The sequence below is a fragment of the Mesorhizobium sp. B2-8-5 genome (assembly GCF_006440675.2).
In the GTDB taxonomy this organism is placed as follows: domain Bacteria; phylum Pseudomonadota; class Alphaproteobacteria; order Rhizobiales; family Rhizobiaceae; genus Mesorhizobium.
In genome coordinates, this window is the sequence record NZ_CP083951.1 from 4441163 (window position 1) to 4464231 (window position 23069).

26 protein-coding genes and 1 tRNA gene are annotated in these 23069 nt (G+C 61.3%); 13 read left to right on the plus strand and 14 right to left on the minus strand.

Annotated elements, in window-relative coordinates:
* Positions 1-57: 57 nt before the first annotated feature.
* The 3 genes from FJ430_RS21645 to FJ430_RS21655 all read right to left on the minus strand — a co-directional run bounded on the left by FJ430_RS21645 (position 58) and on the right by FJ430_RS21655 (position 1107).
* A complete protein-coding gene (locus FJ430_RS21645) occupies positions 58-366 on the minus strand; it encodes a BA14K family protein (RefSeq protein ID WP_140646966.1) in 309 nt (102 codons plus the stop codon).
* A gap of 201 nt (positions 367-567) precedes the next feature.
* A complete protein-coding gene (locus FJ430_RS21650) occupies positions 568-771 on the minus strand; it encodes a hypothetical protein (RefSeq protein ID WP_140707645.1) in 204 nt (67 codons plus the stop codon).
* Between the two features lie 168 nt (positions 772-939).
* Positions 940-1107 (minus strand): hypothetical protein, encoded by a 168-nt coding sequence (locus FJ430_RS21655; RefSeq protein ID WP_095767587.1) that lies wholly within the window; start codon positions 1105-1107, stop codon positions 940-942.
* A gap of 150 nt (positions 1108-1257) precedes the next feature.
* Between FJ430_RS21655 and FJ430_RS21660 the strand changes: the two genes are divergently transcribed.
* The 4 genes from FJ430_RS21660 (at position 1258) to FJ430_RS21675 (ending at position 2932) form a co-directional block, all read left to right on the plus strand.
* A tRNA-Thr gene (locus FJ430_RS21660) sits at positions 1258-1333 on the plus strand.
* A 332-nt stretch (positions 1334-1665) separates the two neighbouring features.
* Positions 1666-2367 carry a Crp/Fnr family transcriptional regulator gene (locus FJ430_RS21665; protein WP_140707643.1) on the plus strand — a complete coding sequence of 234 codons (702 nt, stop codon included), beginning with the start codon at positions 1666-1668 and terminating at the stop codon, positions 2365-2367.
* Positions 2368-2450: 83 nt separating this feature from the next.
* Complete coding sequence (locus FJ430_RS21670) at positions 2451-2696, plus strand: hypothetical protein (RefSeq protein WP_140657593.1); 246 nt, start codon at positions 2451-2453, stop codon at positions 2694-2696.
* Between the two features lie 8 nt (positions 2697-2704).
* Positions 2705-2932 (plus strand): hypothetical protein, encoded by a 228-nt coding sequence (locus FJ430_RS21675; RefSeq protein WP_140707641.1) that lies wholly within the window; start codon positions 2705-2707, stop codon positions 2930-2932.
* A 276-nt stretch (positions 2933-3208) separates the two neighbouring features.
* Here the strand turns inward: FJ430_RS21675 and FJ430_RS21680 are convergent, their stop codons facing one another.
* Entirely contained in the window at positions 3209-3823 is a 615-nt protein-coding gene (locus tag FJ430_RS21680; RefSeq protein ID WP_140657589.1) for a TetR/AcrR family transcriptional regulator, read from the minus strand.
* A gap of 93 nt (positions 3824-3916) precedes the next feature.
* On the opposite strand from FJ430_RS21680, the gene FJ430_RS21685 reads away from it, so the two are divergent.
* The 5 genes from FJ430_RS21685 to FJ430_RS21705 are packed head-to-tail and all read left to right on the plus strand — an operon-like array spanning position 3917 to position 8458.
* On the plus strand, positions 3917-4999 hold the full coding sequence (locus tag FJ430_RS21685) for a spermidine/putrescine ABC transporter substrate-binding protein (protein ID WP_140707639.1): 1083 nt from the start codon (positions 3917-3919) through the stop codon (positions 4997-4999).
* 8 nt (positions 5000-5007) lie between these two features.
* The gene (locus FJ430_RS21690; protein WP_140707637.1) at positions 5008-5853 is read left to right on the plus strand and encodes an ABC transporter permease; all 846 of its coding nucleotides are present in this window, start codon (positions 5008-5010) and stop codon (positions 5851-5853) included.
* 2 nt (positions 5854-5855) lie between these two features.
* Entirely contained in the window at positions 5856-6638 is a 783-nt protein-coding gene (locus FJ430_RS21695) for an ABC transporter permease (protein ID WP_140707635.1), read from the plus strand.
* A complete protein-coding gene (locus FJ430_RS21700; protein WP_140707633.1) occupies positions 6635-7699 on the plus strand; it encodes an ABC transporter ATP-binding protein in 1065 nt (354 codons plus the stop codon). Before FJ430_RS21695 ends, FJ430_RS21700 begins: the two co-directional genes overlap by 4 nt.
* Before the next feature lie 3 nt (positions 7700-7702).
* Positions 7703-8458, plus strand: a complete 756-nt coding sequence (locus tag FJ430_RS21705; protein ID WP_140707631.1) for an MBL fold metallo-hydrolase — start codon at positions 7703-7705, stop codon at positions 8456-8458.
* 72 nt (positions 8459-8530) lie between these two features.
* On the opposite strand, the gene FJ430_RS21710 is transcribed toward FJ430_RS21705, so the two are convergent.
* Complete coding sequence (locus tag FJ430_RS21710) at positions 8531-9460, minus strand: hypothetical protein (protein WP_140646955.1); 930 nt, start codon at positions 9458-9460, stop codon at positions 8531-8533.
* Positions 9461-9619: 159 nt separating this feature from the next.
* Here FJ430_RS21710 and FJ430_RS21715 point away from each other — a divergent pair, with 159 nt between their 5' ends.
* Together FJ430_RS21715 and glf are read left to right on the plus strand one after the other, a co-directional pair.
* The gene (locus FJ430_RS21715) at positions 9620-10561 is read left to right on the plus strand and encodes a hypothetical protein (RefSeq protein WP_140707629.1); all 942 of its coding nucleotides are present in this window, start codon (positions 9620-9622) and stop codon (positions 10559-10561) included.
* Positions 10555-11736 (plus strand): UDP-galactopyranose mutase, encoded by a 1182-nt coding sequence (gene glf / locus FJ430_RS21720; RefSeq protein WP_140707627.1) that lies wholly within the window; start codon positions 10555-10557, stop codon positions 11734-11736. Before FJ430_RS21715 ends, glf begins: the two co-directional genes overlap by 7 nt.
* Before the next feature lie 27 nt (positions 11737-11763).
* On the opposite strand, the gene FJ430_RS21725 is transcribed toward glf, so the two are convergent.
* On the minus strand, positions 11764-12750 hold the full coding sequence (locus FJ430_RS21725) for an NAD-dependent epimerase/dehydratase family protein (RefSeq protein ID WP_140707625.1): 987 nt from the start codon (positions 12748-12750) through the stop codon (positions 11764-11766).
* A 655-nt stretch (positions 12751-13405) separates the two neighbouring features.
* On the opposite strand from FJ430_RS21725, the gene FJ430_RS21730 reads away from it, so the two are divergent.
* Both FJ430_RS21730 and FJ430_RS21735 read left to right on the plus strand, forming a co-directional pair.
* Positions 13406-14179, plus strand: a complete 774-nt coding sequence (locus tag FJ430_RS21730; RefSeq protein ID WP_140646950.1) for an NAD kinase — start codon at positions 13406-13408, stop codon at positions 14177-14179.
* 190 nt (positions 14180-14369) lie between these two features.
* On the plus strand, positions 14370-15923 hold the full coding sequence (locus FJ430_RS21735) for a DEAD/DEAH box helicase (protein ID WP_181175484.1): 1554 nt from the start codon (positions 14370-14372) through the stop codon (positions 15921-15923).
* A gap of 96 nt (positions 15924-16019) precedes the next feature.
* Here the strand turns inward: FJ430_RS21735 and FJ430_RS21740 are convergent, their stop codons facing one another.
* The 8 genes from FJ430_RS21740 to FJ430_RS21775 form a co-directional block, all read right to left on the minus strand.
* Positions 16020-16628, minus strand: a complete 609-nt coding sequence (locus FJ430_RS21740; RefSeq protein ID WP_140707621.1) for a hypothetical protein — start codon at positions 16626-16628, stop codon at positions 16020-16022.
* 255 nt (positions 16629-16883) lie between these two features.
* Positions 16884-17534: an OmpA family protein gene (locus FJ430_RS21745; protein ID WP_112099652.1), complete on the minus strand. Its 651-nt coding sequence runs from the start codon at positions 17532-17534 to the stop codon at positions 16884-16886.
* A 137-nt stretch (positions 17535-17671) separates the two neighbouring features.
* The gene (locus tag FJ430_RS21750) at positions 17672-18040 is read right to left on the minus strand and encodes a GFA family protein (protein WP_140646947.1); all 369 of its coding nucleotides are present in this window, start codon (positions 18038-18040) and stop codon (positions 17672-17674) included.
* 186 nt (positions 18041-18226) lie between these two features.
* Positions 18227-18604, minus strand: coding sequence for a hypothetical protein (locus FJ430_RS21755; RefSeq protein ID WP_140646946.1), 378 nt, complete (start codon positions 18602-18604; stop codon positions 18227-18229).
* 293 nt (positions 18605-18897) lie between these two features.
* Positions 18898-19302 carry a GFA family protein gene (locus FJ430_RS21760; RefSeq protein ID WP_140646945.1) on the minus strand — a complete coding sequence of 135 codons (405 nt, stop codon included), beginning with the start codon at positions 19300-19302 and terminating at the stop codon, positions 18898-18900.
* Positions 19303-19332: 30 nt separating this feature from the next.
* Positions 19333-20464 (minus strand): peptide chain release factor 2 gene (gene prfB / locus FJ430_RS21765; protein WP_140707675.1). Its coding sequence is split into 2 segments (ribosomal slippage): positions 19333-20397 and positions 20399-20464, totalling 1131 coding nucleotides; the frame shifts between segments, so codons are not numbered across the junction.
* A complete protein-coding gene (locus FJ430_RS21770; RefSeq protein WP_181175487.1) occupies positions 20393-20575 on the minus strand; it encodes a hypothetical protein in 183 nt (60 codons plus the stop codon). The genes prfB and FJ430_RS21770 overlap by 72 nt, the downstream gene beginning before the upstream one ends.
* A 17-nt stretch (positions 20576-20592) precedes the next feature.
* A complete protein-coding gene (locus FJ430_RS21775; RefSeq protein ID WP_140707619.1) occupies positions 20593-23049 on the minus strand; it encodes a penicillin-binding protein 1A in 2457 nt (818 codons plus the stop codon).
* Positions 23050-23069 lie beyond the last annotated feature (20 nt).

Genomic DNA, 23069 nt, shown 5'->3' on the forward strand with positions numbered 1-23069 from the left:
CGAACGCAAGAAAAGGGGCGCGTACAGCCCCTTTTCCTGTCGTTGATTTGGCTCCCCTTAGAGCCTGCAATAACGCGGGCCGTCGTAGCTCATATAGGTGTCGGAGCGCTCGTCGTAGCTGGCGTAGCGGGCGTAGCAGCGGCGGACGTGGATCGAGTCGTAGCCGTCGTCTTCGACATAGACCGTACGGGGCTGCTGGGCGAGCAGGCTGCCGAGCACGAAACCGCCGACGCCGGCGGCGATGCCGATGCCGAGTTCGCGGCGGTGATGATGGTCGTGGGCGGCCGAAGGCTGGACGGTGCCGACGAGCGAGCCGGCGGCGACGGTGGTGGCGATGAGGCCGGAAACGATGGTGCGCTTGAACATGACGATCTCCTGGGTTTCGGTGGAGAGGCGAACCATCCGCCTCTTGATCATGGGTCGCAGCAAGCCGAAAAAAGGTTCGAAGATTTTCGAGATTTTTTCGCCGACGATTTTTGCGGCCTTTCTCCGCCTCCGACTGCCGATCGCCCGAAATGCAAAAAAGGGCGGCCCGAGGCCGCCCTTCGAAGACAAATGGTCTTCTCGTCAAAGGAAGATGATCACCTTGCCGTGGTGGTGGTGATGATTGTGGTGCCACCACCAGGGCTTGCCGTGATGATTGTGGTGATGATGGTTATGGTGGTGATGATGATGATTGCCATGGGCCGAGGACGTTTCGACCGTGGCGGCGAGCGCGCCGGTGGCAACGAAAACGGCGACGAGGCCGGACGTAAGGGTACGCTTCAACATGATGATCTCCTGGATCCTTGATCGAGGCGACCATTCGCCTCTCGGGAGATCAGTCGTGGCGAAGCGGCAAAAGGTTCGAAGGATCGAGTGAGTAGTCGGTAGGCGGTAGGAGCCTGCAGGGCTGGCGACAAATACTCACTACTCACTATCGACTACTGACTACTCACTCTATCCCATCCCCGTGACATGCCTCAGCCAGAAGGCCAGCACGATAAAGCCGACGAAGGTGGCGACGCCGGTCCAGTCGATATTGGCCTTCTTCAGATCGCTGACGACCTTTACCAGCAGCAGCCAGGTCACGACGATGAGCGGCAGGATGATGACGAATCTGATCATGCGGCACCCCGTTCGATGCGATTGCACCTGAGCAAGATGTAGGAAGCGGCGCGACGCTTTTCAGCATGCCGGCTTAGCGCCGGATCCATTAGCAAGCCGAAACGGAGTTTTGTCTTTACTGGCGCACGAAATATGCTACCGGAGCGCCATGCCCTTGTAGCTCAGCTGGTAGAGCAGCGGTTTTGTAAACCGAAGGTCGCGGGTTCGATCCCTGCCGGGGGCACCAGAAAGTCAGTCTTCCCCGCAAATCTAAACGCGGCACTTGAGCTGGCGGGCTCGTTCAATCGCCTAACACTTTGCAAAGCCGCTATCTTTTTCAACGCCGGGGGTTAAGGGGTATACGCAGGGGTAACGTGCCGCCCTAGCCAAGGCTTGTGACACTCGCGCAAATCATCAAGCGAAACGATGCGAAATCCGGCATGCAAAGTTTGGCATGCAAGCGAGCGTCGTTGCTAATCGGCCGTCCGAAGCCTATGCTTTCGATATCGGCCGCCAGGCACGTACGGATGCAGCCGACAGTGAGAGGAAAGTGCTCTTGCCCGCAACGGGAGAAGAGCCATGCCTCAATCCACTTTTCGCAACCACGTACTGAAATCCCTCGCCCGTGACGATTTCGCCCTCTTGCAGCCGTCGATGCATCACGTCGAACTGGGCATCAGAGAACAGCTAGAGGTCGCCTATCAGCCGATAGAGCAGGTGTATTTTCCCGAGACGGGGATCGCTTCGGTAGTCGCTACCATGACTAGGGGGCGCCAAAGCGAAGTCGGCATCATCGGCCACGATGGTATGACGGGTGTTACGGTCATTCTCGGCCAGGAGAGCTCTCCCAACGAGACCTATATTCAGATCGCTGGCCAGGGCTGGTGCCTGCCGGTTGAAAATCTTCGCGCGGCTCTCGCAAAAAGCCCGACCCTTGGCCGATCGTTGCTTCGCTATGCCAACGCCTTCCTCATCCAGGCCTCCCGGACCGCGCTGGTCAACGGCCACTCGAAGATCGAGGAGCGACTGGCTCGGTGGCTGCTCATGGTCCACGATCGCTCTTCAGGAAGCAAGATTTACCTGACGCACGAATTTCTGGCGACCATGCTTGGCGCCCGGCGCCCAGGGGTCACAACGGCCCTGCAAATGCTTGAATATAGGGGGCTGGTCCAAGCCAGACGCGGCGAGATCACGATCGTCGATCGCAGCGGACTGATTAAGCTCACGCACGGTGCCTATGGCGAGGAAGAGCAACGCCATTTCGACGTTGTCTCCGGCTGATTGTCCGGAAGCGTACATATGCTTGATGGCCGCTGAAAATAGGGCGTAAATCACGTTGGTTTGGGTTCAGGGAGGAACTCGCAATGACCAACGCTTTTCACAGCGTCACGGTTGAAAAGGCGACCGAGGCCTATGTCCTTTCCAGGGGTCGAGCCCGGTTCCTTTCCATCTCACAGGCAATCCGCGCCATCCGGACACTTATGCCTGCCTGCAGAACCAGCGACCACGAGTTGGAGGGTATGTTGGCGGCGGCCTGCATCGTTCACGGCATTCCCGTGGCCTTCGACGCAACGATGGCCGAGGGCGAGGAAATGCGGCTCCATTCGTAGGGTCGGAGATGCTCACGATCGCCCAGACAGCCATTTCGTCGGACGTTCGGCAGGCGATTGTCCGTTACCTGATCGATAAGGTCGACGACACGAGCATTTCGATCGCCGACTCTGTCCATGCCGTGAGAGAGATGTTCCCACTCTGCGAGCTGACGGATTGGCAACTTGGCGATCACATCGCTCGAGCCGCGATCGACGCAGGATTTGCGGTTGAATTCGACGCCGAGGTTCCCTGAATGAAGACAATGGCAGGCGCATATCTGGATCACCTTTTGGAGTGCCCCTTTTGCGGGACGATCCGCCTCCAGATCCCGGCCGACGCCCAGCCTTCAACGCCAATCAGGTGCGCTGATTGCGGGCAATATCTCGGCACATGGGACGATTTGCAGACCGATTTTGAGTCCCAGGGGGGCAATGACGGAATATTCCGTCTCGACAAGGGGCGCATCCTGAAACTCGATTAGCGCCCGCTCATCAAGCGAACCTTGCATGCCGGGACCTTTCCTGAGGGCTCACACCCCAATCGCCGACACCAAAATCCGGTTCTGCCTTCGTACCGCCGCGCGCAGCTCCGGTATCCTCGCTTCGTCGCGCTTGACGAACTCGATGAACATCATGTTCATGTTGTTGAAAATCAACTCTCCCACCGCCGGCCCGTCGATGTCCGGCCGCACGAGGCCGATCTCCTGCAGCCGCGCCATCAGGGCGCTTATTTGTTCGGTTAGCGCGCGGTCGAGCGCGGTGTAGGCCTGGCCGAAGGGGCTGTCGGGCAATTGGGTCGAGATCGCCATCGCCTGACGCCACATCTCCTTGCTCAGATAATTCAGCGAGTGCTCGATATAGATGCCGATCAGCGTGTCCAGCGCGTCGCCGACATTGGCCGGGGGGCTGGCGACCACCCCTCGCCCCGCATTCAGCACCTCGTTGACTTCCATTGAAACGATGGCGCCGAGGATGTCGCCCTTGTTCTGGTAGTAGTTGTAGATGGTGCCGATCGAGACCTCGGCCTGTGCGGCGATCGCTTCGATCTTGGCGCCTTCATAGCCGGCCTCGCGGAAAAGCGCCGTCGCCGCATCGATGATGCGGCGGTGCCGGTCCGCCTTCTGCCGTTCGCGCAATCCGCTCATACCAGCCTCTCTGCCACAAATCATAATTGACTCAATTTTAGAATTGGTTCAACTTTTCTTCCAACAAGCCAGCAAAGGCAGGGAGAACACTCGATGACCGTCAATGTCCGGAATCCGCTTTCCATTCTGAAATCTCATCTTTCAGCCGCCTGCGCGACAGCCGCATTGCTGCTCGCGGCCGGCGGCGCCCAGGCCGCCGACCTCAACGCGCTGATCTGGTGCGACCATTCCGATCCGGCGCTGCTGCAGCCCTTCGAGGAGGCCAACAACGTCAAGGTCAACGTCAAGGAGTTCGAGGGCACCGGTGCAGGTCTCGCAATCGTCGAGCAGTCGCAGCCTGGCGACTGGGATGTGATGGTGATCGATAGCATCGACGTGCCGCGTGGCGTCGAAAAGGGCCTGTTCGAGCCGCTGCCTGAGGACAAATTGCCCTTCGCCGACCTCTTCCCGGAAGTGAAGATGGACAAGTCCACCGTCGTCGACGGCAAGCGCTACGGCATCACCGAAAAGTTCGGCTACAACACGATCGGCTTCAACAAGACCAAGGTCGATCCGGCCGACATGCAGTCGCTGGCCTCGCTCACCAGCGACAAATACAAGGGCAAGGTCGCGATCTACGACTATTACCTGCCGGTGATCGGCATGGCCGCTTTGGCCATCGGCAAGAAGACCGCCGACCTCACCGAAGCCGACCTGCCGGCGCTCAAGGCCGAGCTTCTCAAGATGAAGGCCAATGCCAAGCTCGTCGGCGAAGTCACCGCCAGCCAGACCGCGTTAGCCACCGGCGAAGTCGACATTCTGGTCGGCGGCGGCGAATGGGTGACGGCCGGCCTTGCCAAGGAGAACCCGGCGCTCGACTTCTCTATCCCGAAAGAGGGTGCTGTGCTGTGGTCGCAGTCGCTCGCCATGTTCAAGGATTCCAAGAACAAGGACATGGCGCTGAAATTTATCCAGTACATCATGAGCCCGGAAGGCCAGGCGCGGCTTGCAACCTCTTCCTGCTATTGGGGGATGCCGTCCAACAAGAAGGCGGCGCTGAGCGACGATCAGAAGAAGATCCTGCGCTTCGACGAGCAGCCCGGCTTCCTCGCCCGCGCCCAGGCCTATCCGGCGCCGAACGCCGATCTCGACAAGAAGATGCAGGACATGTGGACCGAGATGCTGCAGGCGCAGTAAATCGGCCGATGGCATCCGCGGGAAACAATTCGCGTGCCCTGCCCTGGGCGCTGGTCACGCCGGCGCTGGCATGGACGTGTGCATTCTTCGTGCTGCCCTTCATCGCCATGGGGTTTTCCAGCCTCACGGCGCATGAAGGCGGCGGCTTCACTTTGGCCAATTACAGCCAGTTCTTCACCGACCCGTCCTACTGGCGGGCGATGGTCAACTCGCTGGAGGTCACGGCAATCGTCACCGTGATCTCGATCCTGCTCGCCTATCCCTTTGCCTGGATCCTTGCCGAGATGGTGCCGGAACGGTGGCAGCGGCTGGCGCTAATGCTGGCCGTGCTGCCGTTCTGGACCTCCTATGTCGTGCGCTCCTATTCCTGGCTGCTGGTGCTGGCGCAGAACGGCGTCATCAACCGGGCGCTGACCGGCATCGGCCTGATCGGCGAACCGCTCCAGCTCGCCAACACGCGCTTCGCTACCGTCACCGGCTTCGTGCATTTCTTCGTCATGCTTCTGACGCTGACGATCTTCGCCAATCTCAAGCAGCTCAGCCCGAGTTATCGCAAGGCGGCCGCCGATCTCGGCGCGAGACCGGTGCGCACCTTCCTGCATGTCGTGCTGCCGCTCACCTTGCCGGGCATCATGGTCGGCGCCTTTCTGACTTTCGTGCTCTGCATCGGCGACTACGTCACGCCGCAGATACTCGGCGGCAACAACGAGCTGCTCATGCCGCAGCTCGTCATGATGCAGATCGGCCGCCGCGGCGATTTCCCGCTGGCCTCCGCGCTGTCGATCATCCTGATGGCCGTCGTCACCATCGCCTATCTCGCCTGCGCGCGCTGGCTGAAGATCGAGCGGGCCTAATCATGCGCGCCGCCGTCCGCCTCGCCGCCTGGGTCTACGCCATCGCCGTCTACGGCTTCATCTTCCTGCCGGTGGTCGTGCTTGTGCTGTTTTCGCTGCAGGCGACCTCCTTCCCCATCCCGCCATTCACCGGCCCATCGCTGCGCTGGTACCAGGCGGTGCTGTCCGACGCGAAGCTCACCTCGGCATTGTTCAATTCGCTGCTGGTGGCGGTGCTCTCCTCGCTTGCTTCGGTCACGCTCGGCTTTCTGTCGGCCTGGGGCTTCGCGCGCTTCGTGCTGCCGGGCTCGGCCATCCTGCGCGGGTTGATTACGCTGCCGCTCACCGTCAGCTACCTCATCATCGGCATGGGCCTGCTTGTGCTGTTCAACTGGGCCGGCGTGCCGAAATCGCTGCTTGCGGCCGGCATCGGCCATGTCGTGATCAACCTGCCGCTCTGCTTCGCCATCATCTACAGCCAGATGGGCGATCACCAGATCAACATCGAGCGCGCCGCGCGCGACCTCGGCGCCGCCGAGTGGAAGGTGCTGCTGATGATCGCCGTGCCGGTGATGGCGCCGGCAATCTTCGCAGGCTTCTTCCTGTCGATGACCTTCTCCTGGGACGAGTTCGTCATCTCCTTCCTGCTCACCCGTTTCGAGACGACGCTGCCCGTGGAAATCTGGAACCTCCTGCGCTCCGGCCTCAATCCCAAGACCAATGCCGTTGGCTCGCTGGTCTTTGCCGTCTCCATCGTCCTGGTGGTGTTTTTCGAACTGACGCTGTTGCGGAGAAAGCCGGCATGAGCGCGCCCTTGGTCGACATCCGCAACGTCTCGCACCGCTTCGGCCAGCTCCCGGTGCTGAAGAACGTCTCGCTGGCGATCGAGCCCGGCAGCTATACGATCCTGCTCGGCCCGTCCGGTTCCGGCAAGACGACGCTGCTTTCGATCCTCGGCGGTTTCGTCAATCCAAGCGAGGGCAAGATCTTCATTCGTGGCCAGGATTGCACCGCGGTGCCGCCGGCCAAGCGCCCGACGACCACCGTGTTCCAGGACTATGCGCTGTTTCCGCATATGAGCGTCGGCGGCAATGTCGGCTTCGGGCTGCGCATGCAAGGCGTCGACGGCGCGACCCGAGCGGCGAAGGCGCGCGAGGCACTTGCGCTTGTCGGGCTGGCGGCCGCCTTCGACAAGAAGCCGCATCAGCTTTCCGGTGGCCAGCGCCAGCGCGTGGCGCTCGCCCGCGCGCTAGTCATCGAGCCTGCGGTGCTTCTGCTCGACGAGCCGCTCGGCGCGCTGGACCTGAAGCTGCGCCGGCAGATGCAGGACGAGTTGAAGGCGATCCAGAAGCGCGTCGGCACCGCCTTCATCCATGTCACCCACGACCAGGAAGAAGCGATGGCGCTGGCCGACCATTGCGTGGTGATGAATGACGGACGCATCGAGGACGAAGGCCCGCCCGAGCGGGTCTATGCGCGGCCGGCGACACGCTTCTCGGCCACATTCATGGGAGAAAGCACGATCCTTGCAGGCACCGTGACCGAGGCGAAGAACGGGATCGTCACGGCCTCGACCGCAGTCGGGGCGATTTCACTGCCTGGCGCGTCGTCTGCCGGCGCCCCGGTCGCGCTCGCCATTCGGCCCGAGCACCTGGTTCTCGGCGAAGTAAAAAGCGATGTCACGCTGGGCACGGCCAAGGTCGGCGATGTCGTCTTCCAGGGCAGCTTCAAGCGCGTGCTGGCCACCTCGATGCTGGACCCGGCATTGCAGTTCATCGCCAAGGCTCCCGCTTCTGCCACCGTTCAGGCAGGCGACACGATCCCGGTTTCATGCAACGCTCAAGACATCATCCTGCTGGCGGACTGATCCATGGGTATGCTTCCGGTCATCGAGGCTCCGGACTGGTACGAAACCATCCGCATGGGCGACGGCGTCACGCTCATCCATGAGCCGTGGATAAAGCCGTTCTTCCGCTGCAACATCTGGCATGTGCGCGGGCGCGACCGAGACCTGCTGTTCGATACCGGCCTCGGCCATTTCAGCCTACGGCGCCATGTTCCGCTGTTGAGCGAGCGCAAGCTGACCTGCGTCGCCAGCCACACGCATTTCGACCACATCGGCTGCCATCACGAATTCCCCGATCGCTGCGTGCATTCGGCCGAAGCCCAAATCCTTGCCGATCCGCGCAATGAATGGACGGTCGCCGACCGTTACGCCAATGAGGAGATGTTCGATGGCGCGCCGGAAGGCTGGGATACGGCGCGCTACCTGATCCTGCCGGCACCGGCGGGCCGGCTGCTCGAGCACGGCGATGTCGTCGATCTCGGTGAGCGCGCCTTCGAGGTCATCCACACGCCTGGACATTCGCCCGGCGGCATCGCGCTTTACGAGAGAAGGACCGGCATCCTGCTGTCGGGCGACATCGTCTATGACGGGCCGCTGATCGACGACGTCTATCACTCCGATATTCAGGATTATGTCGGGACGCTGCTTGCTATCCGCGACCTCAACGTCTCGGTCGTGCATGGCGGCCATTTTCCGAGTTTCGGCAAGGTGCGCTACCGGCAGCTCATCGACGAGTATGTTGCGGGCAAGCGCAAGGCCGGCTGCCACCTGCGGAGGTGAAGGAGACCGACGGCGGACGATACGGTCCGGCGCTTCCGAATGGCGAAACCAGCGGCTTTCGATGCTGCCATCCTACCGCATTGGATCCGCCCGATCTTTCGAGAGCGTGATCGTATATTTCGGCGGAGTTCCATTGCGGTTTTTCTTCCAGGGCCTCAACCGGTCCTTCAGCCGAACCACAGTCTTCTTGTAGACAGGCGCCGGCAGTCCGGCCAGATCATAATAATCTTCGAGGATCGTGGTGCCCAAAAGCGCCTTCTCTTGCGTGTAGAAGGAAAAGTGCGCCGCAATCAGATCGCCGAAAACCTTGCCCGGCCGCCCAAGCTTTACGGGCAGCACAGCCGACAGCCACTCTTCTTCGTCTCCCTGAGGATGAAAAATGTCTCCCAGCTCAACTATTTCCGATCCGAAAAAGCCGATCGCGTTGATGGAGAACCGCGATGCCCTGACTTCGCGGTCGGGCACCCGGAAATCGCCCAGGCGGCCGGTGCGCACCGCTTCGATCAGAACCGGATGCATCGCAAGCGGGAAAGTCGGATGGGACCAAGAGAACGGGCACATCGCCTGGCACGTCAGCGGCCCTTCGATCTGAACCGCAGAGAGGTATTTAATGAATGTGTTGCAGATGGCGTTGTTGATGATAAGCGGCGCATACCACAGGGCCGAGCCCCGTTCTGGCAACACCCGTTCCATGTACTTTTCGAAAAAACCATCCTCAAGGAACACAATGTCATCGTCCAGCCTCAGATAGAAAGCATCGGGATCGTCGCAGAAACGGAAAAAGCGTCCGATGACGTCGAAACTTCCATTGGCCTGGGGCAACGTCTTGATTTTGATCCGCGAATCGGCGCTCGCTAATTGCCTAAGGTAGGCGCGATCCTGCTCGTTGCGGCAGTTGTCCCACAGATGCCATTCGTGGACACGAGAGCTCTTCAGAACATGATGGCTGAGCACGCCAAGGTATTTCTCGCGCCCGGCCGGGGTAACAACGATCAGCTTCATGGATAGTCATCCTGACACGGGGCATTTTCGCGAATGCCGAATTAGCCCTCAGTCGATAACCGGCCGCCGGTCTTGCGGCAAGCGTTCCTAGCGTTCAACCTTCTGAACCGAGCAACGTTGGCGTAAGCGCAACCAAGCAGCAAGGCAGCCCATCGCAGCATGAACATCGTCAGCGAATCTCCGGTGCCGGCCGACCACCGCGATCTCGTGATCGTCAGAGCCGGCGACAGGTCCCTGCACCGTGGCTGGGGCGCGGACGAGCCTGAATGTAATTTCGACCTGATTGTCAGTTATTACGGGTCCGATCCTTCGGCCTTCGGCTTGCCTTACGAAAGACGGGCGGATCAGAAAGGCGGCAAGTGGGACGGCCTTTTCGCACTGTTCCGTCAGCAGCCTGACCTGCTTCAGCGCTATCAGTATTTCTGGCTTCCGGATGACGATCTCGAGGCCGATCGAAAGACCATCGAGGCCATATTTGCGAATATGCGCCGGCTCGACCTCGATGTCGGCCAGCCCTCCCTGACGCTCGACAGCTACTTTTCGCATTTGTCATTCATGCGCTGCGACAGTTTCGAGTTCCGCTTCGTGGACAAGATCGAGATTATGGCTCCCTGCCTCCGGGCCGACATACTGCTCAAGGTGTTGCCGCTCTTCGAACGTTCAATGAGTGGCTTCGGCCTGGATTCGCTTTGGACGCGGCTGCGCGCCGACAATCGACGCAAGTCCGCCGTGTTCGATAATTTGTCGATCCGTCACACACGCCCTGTCGGAACCGCGCTTGCCCAAGTGATGTTGGAAAACGGCCTTACGCGCGAAGCGGAATACGCGCAGTTGCAGGCCAGATTTGGCCTGGATGAATTTTATCCGATCTCCTATGAGGCTGTGGACCGAAAGGGTCGCCGTTGGCGATCAAAGACCGCCATCGGCCTGCGCATGATGCTGGATTACGCCCTCCGGCTGAAGACATTCAGACAGGTGTATCGATTGAAGAAAACGCTGTGGCGGCATGTCCGCCGACAACACTTCAAGGCAACCGAACTTTCGACCGTCGCGCTCGACTTGCGTCCGGTTCACGCCGCCGACCAGGCAAAGGCATGTTGAACGGCGTCGATCTTCTTATCGTAGGGGCCGGGTTCTACGGCGTAACACTTGCCGAGCGTATTGCGACGAAGCTGGGGCGTCGCGTGCTGGTGATCGACCGACGCGCCCACGTCGGCGGCAACGCCTACACCGAGATCGACCCGGCAACGGGTGCCGAAATCCATCGCTATGGGCCTCACCTCTTCCACACGCCGAACAAAGAGGTCTGGGAATACCTGCACGCCTTCACGCGATTCAGCTCCTATAGGCACCGGGCGTACTCGTCATATCGCGACCAGGTCTATTCCCTGCCGATCAATCTGGCGACGATCTGCCAGTTCTTCGGCAAACGGCTCAGCCCCGATCAAGCGCGGGCGCTGATTGCCGAGCAATCATCCGAACTCGGCGACCGGCAGCCGGCCAATCTCGAGGAGAAAGCCATCTCCCTTATCGGGCGCCCCCTCTACGAAGCGTTCATCAAAGGCTACACCGCCAAGCAATGGCAGACCGATCCGCGCGAACTCCCGCCGCAGATCATCGCGCGTTTGCCGGTGCGCTATACATTCGAGGACGGTTATTTCAACGACCGATACCAGGGACAGCCGCTCGACGGCTACACCGCGATCTTCAAGAAGATGCTTGCGCATCCGAAGATCGAGACCAGGCTGGGCGTCGACTTCTTCGAGATCAAAGGATCGCTACCCAAAAATATTCCCGTTGCCTATACAGGCGCCATCGACCGGTATTTCGATTACGCCGAAGGGGACCTCGGATGGCGAACGATCGACATCGAATTCGAACATATGGATACGCCGGACTATCAGGGCACCGCCATCATGAATTTCGCCGACGAAGCCGTGCCTTACACGCGCATCGTTGAGTTCAGGCATTTCAACCCTGAGCGGGAATTCAACAGCAACAGAACGTTGATCGGTCGCGAATTCTCACATTTCGCTCGTCGCGGCGACGAACCCTACTATCCAATCGATACCCGCGCCGACCAACAGATCTACGAGCGCTACCAGGCGCGCGCGCGCCGGGAAGAAAACACTCATTTCGGCGGCCGGCTCGGGACATACCGCTATCTCGACATGCACCAGGCAATCGGCGCGGCGCTCAAGGCATTCGAGACGGTCTTCATGCCGTATTTCGAAGGTCGATTGGAAACGGTATCGATGAGAAGCCGGCCTTCCTGACGGATGCCGGCGACACTTTAGGCAATCTTAGGCCTGGGCCGCGGCAGGAGCGACGAGCTGGCTCCGGAACCACTCAAGGGTCTGTCGAATGCCTTCCCGATAGCCTGTAGCAGCTTCCCAACCTGGAAGAATACGTTTGGCTAAGGTCAGGTCCGGGCAACGATTCGTCGGATCTTGAGGAACCGGTTCATGATGAACGATTGAGCTGCCCGGAACCAGGGAGCAGATGAATTTTGCGATCTCAAGGACCGGAACCTCGTAATTGTTACCGATGTTGAGCGGGCCGCGATACGAAATGTGATCGCGCCAGAAGAAACGCTCCAATCCGTCGACAATGTCATCGATATAACCCCAACTGCGCGATTGCAGACCGTCGCCGTAGACGGTCAGCACTCCAGTCGTGAGCGCTTGGCTTATGAAGTTCGAAATCGCCCGCCCGTCATCTATACGCGTGCGGGGCCCATATACGTTGAAGAGCCTCACCACTCTCACGTCGAGTCCCTGCGTGCGTTGGGTCTCAAACAACAGCGCTTCCGTGCAACGCTTGCTTTCGTCATAGGAGGATCTGGGGCCCGTGCAGTCCACTGAACCTCGATAACTCTCCGGTTGCGGAGAGACCAGCGGATCGCCGTACACCTCTGAGGTAGATGAAAAACAGAAGCGGCCGCCGGGTTTGAGCAAACCCAGAAGGTTGAAAGCTCCACTGATATTGGCACGAATAGTGCGAGCCGGATCGCTCATGTACCAGCGCGGCGAAGCGGGCGATGCCAAGTGAATGATTTCATCGAACCGCTGTGAGGTGGCAAATATCTCCGCACTCTCCACCTCGAGGCTCAATCGGGGATCGTCAAAGTGTGCAAGATTCTGGCGCGAGCCGGTCCATAGGTTGTCAACCACAACCAGGCGTTCGAGATCCGTGCGCTGCAAGAGACGATCGACCAGATGCGAACCGATGAAGCCGCTGCCACCGGCGACCAGCACGGCGCGACGATCTTTCCGGGTTATTCCATGCATTATCGCGCCGATTTGTTTTCGAAGCGCGCACGCTCCAAGATTCTGTCGAAAAGACACATAGAACCTTGCGAATTACAGGGCAATGTAGCGAGCGTCGTTTTCGCGACCTGCTGGATCCGGCATATGCGCGCAGAACCGAGACTGATGGAAAATCCCACGAGATCTCACCGAAGATCGACTAACCGCGGTCATCGCGACCGCGCGGCGTTCATGCGCGCATTCGGCGAATATCATCCTGGGCGGGCTACAGCGCCCTTTGCGGACAAGGTGTCCCGGTGGCGTCACCGCAGCGGGAGGCCGTCGGCTGTGGCCGCTGGCTCATCTCTTCGGAATGGCGCACCAGTTCAGCGAACATGAGCGCGAAACTTCCCATCATCAGGAAGACTATGATCAGACGCGTTACCGGCAATAGACAGGTCTCTCGACTGGCCAGCCCCCGCCAACCCATCCACTGTCGGCTAACATGATCGATCCGGCTTTACGAGTGTTTAAGCTTCGCCTTAACCATAGCAGTCATCACATTCGTGTCGCGGCTGTCACGAAGCGCGATTGTCGGATGTGACCCGCCGGCCCGCGCAGCGCCCTTCACAGATACGGGCGGCGCATGCTACGCCGTCGCCGGCGCGGCCCCGCAGACGGTCGCCCTCCGGGAGCCATGAGCAAAGCCGCCAGCCGTTTCGCCTTCGTCTCTTCCGACACCGACGACGCCCGCGCGGCGCTGGAAAGCCTGTCGGCGCGCTATGGGCAGGTGCCTGTCGCGGAGGCCGAGATCATCATTGCGCTGGGCGGCGACGGCTTTCTTCTGCAGACGCTGCGCGACACGATGAGCACGGGCAAGAAGGTCTACGGCATGAACCGTGGCACCATCGGCTTCCTGATGAACGAATATCGCGCCGGCGGCCTCGAGGAACGCATCGCCGCCGCGGTCGCCGAGACGATCCGGCCGCTCGAAATGGTCGCGGTGACGCATGACGGCGAAACCGTTTCGGCGCCGGCCATCAACGAGGTGGCGCTGTGGCGCCAGTCCTACCAGACGGCGAAGATCCGCATCACCGTCGATGGCCAGGTGCGGCTGGAGGAGCTCAACTGCGACGGCGTGATGATCGCGACGCCCGCCGGCTCCACCGCCTACAATCTGTCGGCGCATGGGCCGATCCTGCCGCTCGATGCGCCGCTTCTGGCGCTGACGCCAGTGAGTCCTTTCCGACCGCGCCGCTGGCGTGGGGCGCTGCTGTCCAACAAGGCGACCATACGCTTCGACATCCTGGAAGCCGAAAAGCGCCCGGTGAATGCCGCGGCCGATCATACAGAGGTCAAGGCGGTGGCCTCCATCACCGTGCGGGAATCGCCGACGGCGACGGCAACTTTGCTGTTCGATCCGAACCATTCATGGAACGAACGCATCCTTGCCGAGCAGTTCCGCTACTGAGCCGGCGCAACGATACTGTTTCGATTAAGCGTCGCGATTAAGGTTACGTCTTCACAATCGCTGTATTTCGGTCCGTTTCTGTTGACAAATCGAGGACTTGCGCCTAACTGCAACACCGATCTTGCAGGCGCGCGGCGCCTGCCGCGGCTACTGTGTCGCGATTTTCCCAACCAACAAAGACAACAAACACTTGTCCTCAGACACCACGATCGCTCAAGAAGCGTTGACATTCTCAGACCTCGGCCTGTCGCCGAAGGTGCTCTCCGCAGTCACCGATGCCGGCTACACCAAGCCGACGCCGATCCAGGCCGGCGCCATCCCGCATGCGCTGCTCGGCAAGGACGTGCTGGGTATCGCCCAGACCGGCACCGGCAAGACCGCTTCCTTCGTGCTGCCGATGCTGACGCGCCTGGAAAAGGGCCGGGCGCGAGCCCGCATGCCGCGCACGCTGATCCTCGAACCGACCCGTGAGCTGGCCGCGCAGGTCGAGGAAAACTTCATCAAATACGGCAAGAACCACAAGCTCAACATCGCGCTTCTGATCGGCGGCGTCTCATTCGACGAGCAGGACAAGAAGCTCGAGCGCGGCGCCGACGTGCTGATAGCTACGCCCGGCCGCCTGCTCGACCACCGTGAGCGCGGCAAACTCCTTCTCAACGGCGTCGAGATTCTCGTCATCGACGAGGCCGACCGGATGCTCGACATGGGCTTCATTCCCGACATCGAGCGCATCTGCGAGATGATCCCGTTCACGCGCCAGACGCTGTTCTTCTCGGCGACGATGCCGCCGGAGATCACCAAGCTCACCGAGAAATTCCTGCATGCGCCGGTCCGTGTCGAGGTTTCCAAGGCGGCCTCCACCGCAACCAGCATCACGCAGCGGCTGGTGAAATCCGGCGCGAAGCCATGGGACAAGCGCGAGACCCTGCGCAACCTGATCAAGGCCGAAGACGCGGAACTGAAGAACGCGATCATCTTCTGCAACCGCAAGATCGAAGTATCGGAGCTGTTCCGCTCGCTGCTGAAGCATGATTTCGATGCCGGCGCGCTGCATGGCGACATGGACCAGCGCGCCCGCATGCAGATGCTCGCCAATTTCCGCGACGGCAAGCTGCGCTACCTCGTAGCCTCGGACGTCGCCGCGCGCGGTCTCGACATTCCCGACGTCAGCCACGTCTTCAACTACGATGTGCCGATCCATGCCGAGGACTATGTCCACCGCATCGGCCGCACCGGCCGCGCCGGCCGCGCCGGCAAGTCCTTCACCATCGCCACCCGCTCCGACACCAAATATGTCGACGCGATCGAGAGGCTGATCGGCACCAAGATCGAGTGGCATGACGGCGACCTGTCGACCGTGACCGAGAGCGAGGGCGAGGAGCAGCCGCGCCGCGGCCGCGGCGCCCCACGTCGCGCCGGCCGCAAGGACGAGGACCGCAAGGACGATCGCAAAGAACGCGGCGAGCGCAAGAAGGACCGTCACGCCAAGCGCGACGAGACGCCCGATACCGCGCGCGAGGAACAGCCCGTCGCCGAAGTGGCCGATATCGCCGAACGCCGCGCCCGCAAGGACGCGATCCGTTCCGAGAACGAGCGCAAGGGCCCGGGCAACCGTCACGAACAGCGCGGCGACGCTCGTCCGCAGCGCGACCGCCCCGGCCGCCACCGTCAGGAAGAAGACGACTCGACCGTCGGCTTCGGCGACGACGTGCCGGCCTTCATGCGGATCGTCGCGAAGGTCTGAAGTCGATACCAGCATAGCCTGGAATGAAAGCGGCCCCGTAAACGGGGCCGCTTTCTTTTTCTGCTTCGCCCGAAGCAAGCCGGCCAAAGGCGATGCCTACATCGGTCCCGGCATCATCTTGGTCGGCTTCTCAAGCATCGGGAACTCGGCCTTGCTGCATTTCACATTCGGGTTCGTTGGACTGAACATGCCGTTCGGATTGTCCCTGAACAGCCATGCATGCAGGTCGTAGTGGACGAACTCCCTCGGAATGAGCGGATAGTGGCCTTCCATCGGCCCCATGAATTTTTGGCCGAACAATGTCGGGGCCGCCTTGGTGTCCGGTGTCAGCGGCACCAGCCATTCCACGCCGACCAGCTTCAAGCCCTTCTTCGTCGGCTCGTAGATCAGGACGTTGGGCTTCATCGGGTCGAGCGGCTTGCCGACGCTCGGGACGTTGACGAAATGGATGCCCATCGCGCCCTTCGGATAGTACATCGCGCCGTCTATCTTCTCGCCGCTATAGTGGACGCAGCCGACTGTCGACAAATAGAGGTCGCGGACAGCGACCGTGTAATCTTCATACTTGGCCAGCGATTTCTTCAAGGCTTCGATGTCGGCCTTGTTGGCGTCCTCGGCCCGGGCCGTCGCTACCCCGAACGATGTGCCGATAAGACACGCCAAAGCGAGGACGCCGCAGCGCCCCAAGCGAACTGTTCTTGTCATGCATTCCTCCCAGATTCCTTGATCTGGCCGTGCAAGACCGGGGCGGCAGGTGTTGATTGCGCGGCCAATTGACCACCCCATCCCCTCTGGAACAGCAGGATGGTAGTCCTTTCACGGGTTCCGGAAAAGTATCAATTAGAAAAAGCTAATGCCCTAAGACCTTCGATCCCATCTTTGGACCATTTCAAACAAAAACGGCCCCGTACGGGGCCGTTTGCCTTGATGGAGTTTTGCGCCTCTACGCTCCGTTTTCTCTCAGGTGAGCGGCGACAGCTGGATTTCGACGCGGCGGTTCTGCTCGCGGCCGGCGGCGGTCGCATTGGATGCGATCGGGCGGGTCTTGCCGAAGCCGGTGACGGCGAAGCGGCGCTGATCGACGCCCTGGCCGGACAGGTAATTTGCGACGGCAAGCGCGCGACGCTGCGACAGATCGAAATTGTGCTGGTCGCCGCCGGTCGAATCGGTGTGGCCGAAAACGTCCACCGTGGTCTGGCGGAATTTCTTCAGCACCAGCGCGACCGAATTCAGCACCGGATAGAAGCCCGGCTTCACCGCGTCCTGGTCGACATTGAAGGTGATGTCGGACGGCATGTTGAGGATGATCTGGTCGCCGCTGCGGGTGACGCTGACGCCGGTGCCCTGCAGCTGACGGCGAAGCTCCGCCTCGTTCTGGTCCATCGTCGCGCCGATCGCGCCGCCGGCGAGCGCGCCGATGCCGGCACCGATCAGGGCGTTGCGGCGGTCATTGCCGCCAGCCAGCAGACCGAGGCTGGCACCAGCCAGCGCGCCGAGGCCGGCGCCGGCTGCCGTATTGGAGATCTTCTGGTCGCCGGTATACGGATCGGTGGTGGTGCAGGCGCTCACCAATAGAGCCGTCGCCACGGCGACGAGCACAGTCTTCTTCATGAGATTGGTCCCTCTCCAATTCGCGGCCTTTGCGGCCGCGCCAAATCAGCCCTTCCGCAGCCTTGTAGCATGAAATGCGGCGAAAAACGGAACGGGAATGCGGCCGGCAAAGTCCGGCGGTCGTTCCCGCTTCGCGTCTACCACAAATTCTTGCCGTCGATGACCACCACCTCGACCTTATCCAGGTCGAAATCGTCGAACAGGCGCGAATTGACGCTGATCTTCGGGTTGTCGAAGTCCGGCTTTCCGGTCGACCAATCAGGCGTTTCGGTGAAGGTGCCGCAGCCGCAGGTGGCGCAGAAACCATGCTTTACGGTCTTTGAGCCCCAGCGGTAGAAGGAGACGTTCTGCGGCGGGCTCGTGAGCTTGAATTGCGACGGCACATAATACGCCCATAGCGACCCGCGCTTCGAGCAGAACGAGCATGTGCATTGCGTCACCGTCCGCGGCGCCTCGGCAACCTCGAAGGTTGTCGCCTTGCAATGGCAGCTTCCCTTGATGGTCATGAACTCACCTCTCCCATTGTCCGCCACGCGCTTCTTTCACGCAATTCCGAACGGAAAACCTGGAATTGCTCCGTGGCAAGGCAACATAAAGAAGCCGTCCTGACAACCGTCTGTCAGCAGGGTATGCAGCCTTCTGCTGCCGTGGATCGAGGCCCGCGTCTTGCCTCCCGCGGCAGGTCCAAAGCCCTAGTAAGAGGGTGGCGGCACGAACAGGCAGATCGTCTTGCCGGCGTCGAGCCCGGCCTGATGCGCGCACCAGTGATATTCGCCGTCGGGCGAATTCTTGACCCGCTTGTCGCTATAGGCCACCACCTCGCCCGTGCCTTTTATGACATAGCCTTCGGGCCGCTCGCTGATCGATGACTGCGGCACCTCCTTGCAATCGAAGTTGGCACAACAGGCAAAGGGGTATTTCCAGCCTTGCGGCATGACCGCCGTAGGCTGGGCGTCGTGCGCGATGGCCGGCGGCGCCAGCACCGAGATGGCTCCAACAGCGAACAGGGAGAACAAAAGTCGGCCAGCCGGTCGAACGGCTTGGGCCGATCTTGATATGGCAGCAGACATCGAAACGTTCCTTTCGAGCATCAAGCGTTTTCGCTTGCCCGTTCCCGGAACGTATCTTCCCAGTGGCCGGATCGTCGGTCGCAGATATGCCGCACCCGGCCATAAATGCTTTTACTCCCAGCGCAAAGGCTGGGCTGATTCCTCGGTTGGCGCAAGCATCCGCTTGCATCGGCAAGCCGCGCTTCACGCCAACCCCTGCTATCCAGAATCGTGTGCCGGCTTGGTTAACGACCGGTTAGCCGCACGGAACTGGTGCCGGACAACGGGATTCGGCTCAAGCTGGTTCCAAGCGTTCAGCCGGGAACATGCCCATCATATTGCGGCAGGTCGTCGGCGATTGTGAACCACTTCGCCTTGGACCCGACAAAGATGTGGGCGGTCGGCCGTATGGTCGGATCGTCGACCAGCGTCCCCATGGCGATATGCACATAGGCGCCGTCGCGGACCAACGAATAGATGAGCGAGCCGCATCGCCCGCAATGCGCGTCGTGGCCAGTTTCGTCACCGTAGATCAGCAGCGGGTCATCGCCGGCGGTCAGGCGAAACTTTTCGCGCTCGATGCCGGCGAAGGGTTTGAACGCCGACCCCGTGGTGCGCCGGCAATTCGAGCAATGGCAGTTGGCGGCATAAACGAATTCGTCCGCAACCTCATAGTGGACTGCGCCGCAGAAGCATTTTCCGGTAAGTTTGCGCGTCACCGGCTCCTCCCTCGTGCGACGCGGGGACGCCTAGTCGAGGTCCGCCACTGCTTCGCCCGCGCCGCCCTCGATGCGATGCGAGAGCGAGGCTTCCATGAACTCGTCGAGATCGCCGTCGAGCACGCTCGACGGCGAAGTGCTTTCGACGCCGGTGCGCAGATCCTTCACGAGCTGATAGGGCTGCAGCACGTAGGAGCGGATCTGGTGGCCCCAGCCGATGTCGCTCTTCGACGCCTCGGTGGCATTGGCGACCGCCTCGCGCTTCTTCAGCTCTTCCTCGTAAAGCCGCGAGCGCAGCATTTCCCAGGCCTTGGCGCGGTTCTTGTGCTGCGAGCGCTCGGCCTGGCAGGCGACCGCGATGCCGGTCGCGAGATGGGTGATGCGCACCGCCGAGTCGGTGGTGTTGACGTGCTGGCCGCCCGAACCCGAGGAGCGATAGGTGTCGATGCGCACGTCGGATTCGGAAACATTGATCTCGATCGAGTCATCGATGACCGGATAGACCCAGACGCTGGCGAAGGAGGTGTGGCGCCGCGCGTTGCTGTCGTAGGGCGAAATGCGCACCAGGCGATGGACGCCGGACTCGGTCTTCAGCCAGCCATAGGCGTTGTGGCCCTTGATCAGCACGGTGGCGGACTTGATGCCCGCTTCTTCGCCGTCATGGATTTCCAGAACCTCGACCTTGAAGCGGCGGCGCTCGGCCCAGCGCGTGTACATGCGCAGGAGCATCGAGGCCCAGTCCTGGCTCTCGGTGCCGCCAGCGCCGGCATGGATTTCGAGATAGCTGTCGTTGGCGTCGGCCTCGCCCGAGAGCAGCGTCTCGACCTGGCGGGCCTTCGCCTCGCCCTGCATCGAACGCAGCGCCGCCTCCGCTTCCGCGATAATGCCGTCGTCGCCCTCTTCCTCGCCGAGTTCGATCAGGCCGATATTGTCTTCCAGCGCCTGCGTCATCCCCTTGACGGCGGCGATGCCGTCCTCGAGCTCCTGGCGCTCCCGCATCAGCTTCTGCGCTTCGATCGGATCATTCCAGAGGCTGGAATCCTCGGCGCGCGAATTCAGGTATTCAAGCCGCTTTACAGCCTGGTCCCAGTCAAAGATGCCTCCTCAGCAGGGTTATCGCCTGCCTGATCTCGTCGACAATGTTGAGCGTTTCCGCGCGCATGGCTCTTCGTTCGGTCCTGTTCTTTTCGGTCTTTTCGGAATAGGCGCGATACATAGGCACGGCATCGCCGCCTGTAAAGCGAAATGGGCCGGCACCAACCTGCCGGCCCATTGCGAAATCCGGCAACGTCAGTAGAGGCCGCCGCCGCCGTCCTGGATGGCCTGGTTGGCCTGCGGCGACAGCCCCGCGCCGGAACCGTTGGAGCCATCGGCGCCCATGCCGATCACCCAGTAGCTGTCGGCCGGACCGGTGCCGGGCTTGAAAGCCTCGATGATGGTGTTCGGATCGCCTTCGGCAGCACGCATGCCGGTCTTGCGGTTGATTGCGATCAGCTTCATGCCATCGGGAACCTGGAAGTCGGTGTTCGGCTTGCCGTCGAGCGCAACGCGCATGAAGTCCTTGAAGATCGGGGCTGCCAAGCCGCCGCCAGTGGCGCCATGGCCAAGGCCGCGCGGCGTGTCGTAGCCCATATAGAGGCCGACGACGAGGTTCGGGGTGAAGCCGATGAACCAGGCGTCCTTCTCGTCATTGGTCGTGCCGGTCTTGCCGGCGATGTGGCGGCCGAGCTCACCGACGGTGGCGCCGGTGCCGCGCTGCACGACGCCCTCCATCATCGAGGTGATCTGATAGGCGGTCATCGGGTCGAGCACCTGCTCGGAATTGTCGACCAGCTCCGGCTCCGGCTGGTTCTTCCATTCGGTGGCGTTGCAGCCTTCGCAGCCGCGCTCGTCCTGCTTGAACACCGTCTTGCCGTAGCGGTCCTGGATGCGGTCGATCAGCGACGGTTTGATCGATTTGCCGCCATTGGCCATGATCGAATAGGCCGAGACCATGCGCATGACGGTCGTCTCGCCGGAGCCCAGCGCCATCGGCAGATAGGGCGCCAGATGATCGTAAACGCCGAAGCGCTCGGCATATTCCACGACCAGCTTCATGCCCATGTCGTTGGCCAGCCGCACGGTCATCAGATTGCGCGACTTCTCGATGCCAGAGCGCAAGGTGGCCGGGCCGGCGACCGTGCCGTCATAGTTCTTCGGCGTCCAGGTGGTGTTGCCGCTCTGGATGGTGATCGGGCCGTCCATGATCACCGAGGCCGGCGTGTAGCCATTGTCGAGCGCCGCCGAATAGACGATCGGCTTGAACGAGGAACCGGGCTGGCGCATCGCCTGGGTGGCGCGGTTGAATTCCGACTGCGCGTAGGAGAAGCCGCCGACCATGGCGAGCACGCGGCCGGTGTGCGGATCCATGGCGACGAGGCCGCCCTCGACCTCCGGCACCTGGCGCAGCATGTAGGTGTTGTCGGAGCCGTCATTCTTCTGCACGAAAACCACATCACCGGGCTCCAGCACTTCCGCCGGAGACTTTGCCCTGACGGACTTGCCGTTGACGAAGTGGCGCATGGCGAAGCCCATGTCCTCCTTGCTGACGGTGCCCTGGACGCGTTCCTTGACCAGATCGCCGGAAATCTGCCGCGTCGGCTGGATGCCGATGGTCAGGCCGGTTGCCGAGCTGTCGAGCACGACGGCCAGCGTCCATTCCGGCACGTCCTCGAGGCCCTTCACATTGCCGAGCGGCACGCCCCAGTCGCCGGAAACGTCGATATGCGTCACCGGACCGCGATAGCCGCGCAGCATGTCGTATTTGAGCAGGCCGTTCTGCATCGCCTTGCGGGCGATAAGCTGGATTTTGGGATCGAGCGTGGTGCGCACCGACAGGCCGCCCTCGTAAAGCGCATTCTCGCCGTAGCGCGCGATGATCTGGCGGCGGACTTCCTCGGTGAAGTACTCGCCGGCAAACAGATAGGAGCCGTTGCGGCGCGGCGTCACGCCGAGCGGTTCGGCCTTGGCCTTGTCGCCCTCCTCGCGGGTGACGTAGCCGTTCTCGACCATCTGGTCGATGACCCAGTTGCGGCGCTCCAGGGCACGGTCGGCGTGCTTGAAGGGGTGATAGTTGTTCGGGCCTTTCGGCAACGAGGCGAGATAAGCCGCCTCGGCGACCGTCAGCTCGTTGACCGATTTGTCGAAATAGGTGAGCGCGGCGCCCGCGACGCCATAGGCGCCGAAGCCGAAGAAGATTTCGTTGAGATAGAGCTCGAGGATGCGGTCCTTCGAATAGGCCTGCTCGATGCGGAAGGCCAGGATCATCTCCTTGATCTTGCGCTCATAGGTCTGATCGGAAGAGAGCAGGAAGTTCTTGGCCACCTGCTGGGTGATCGTCGAGGCGCCGACCTGCCGCCGGCCGGAACCGAAATTCTGCAGATTGACGATGATGGCGCGGCCAAGACCGGTGATGTCGATGCCCGGATGGTTGTAGAAGTTCTTGTCCTCGGCCGACATGAAGGCGGCCTTGACGCGGTCCGGGATGGCCTGGATCGGCAGATAGAGACGCCGCTCGCGCGCATATTCAGCCATCAACGCGCCGTCGGAGGCATGGATGCGCGTCGTCACCGGCGGTTCGTATTTGGCCAGAACCTCGTAGTCGGGCAGGTCCTTCGTCAGATGGCTGATGTAGATGGCAAGACCGCCCGCCACCAGCAGCGCCAGCGTCGTGCCGATGCCAAAGAAATAGCCGATGAGACGAATCATGCCCGCTCCAGTCCGAGGTT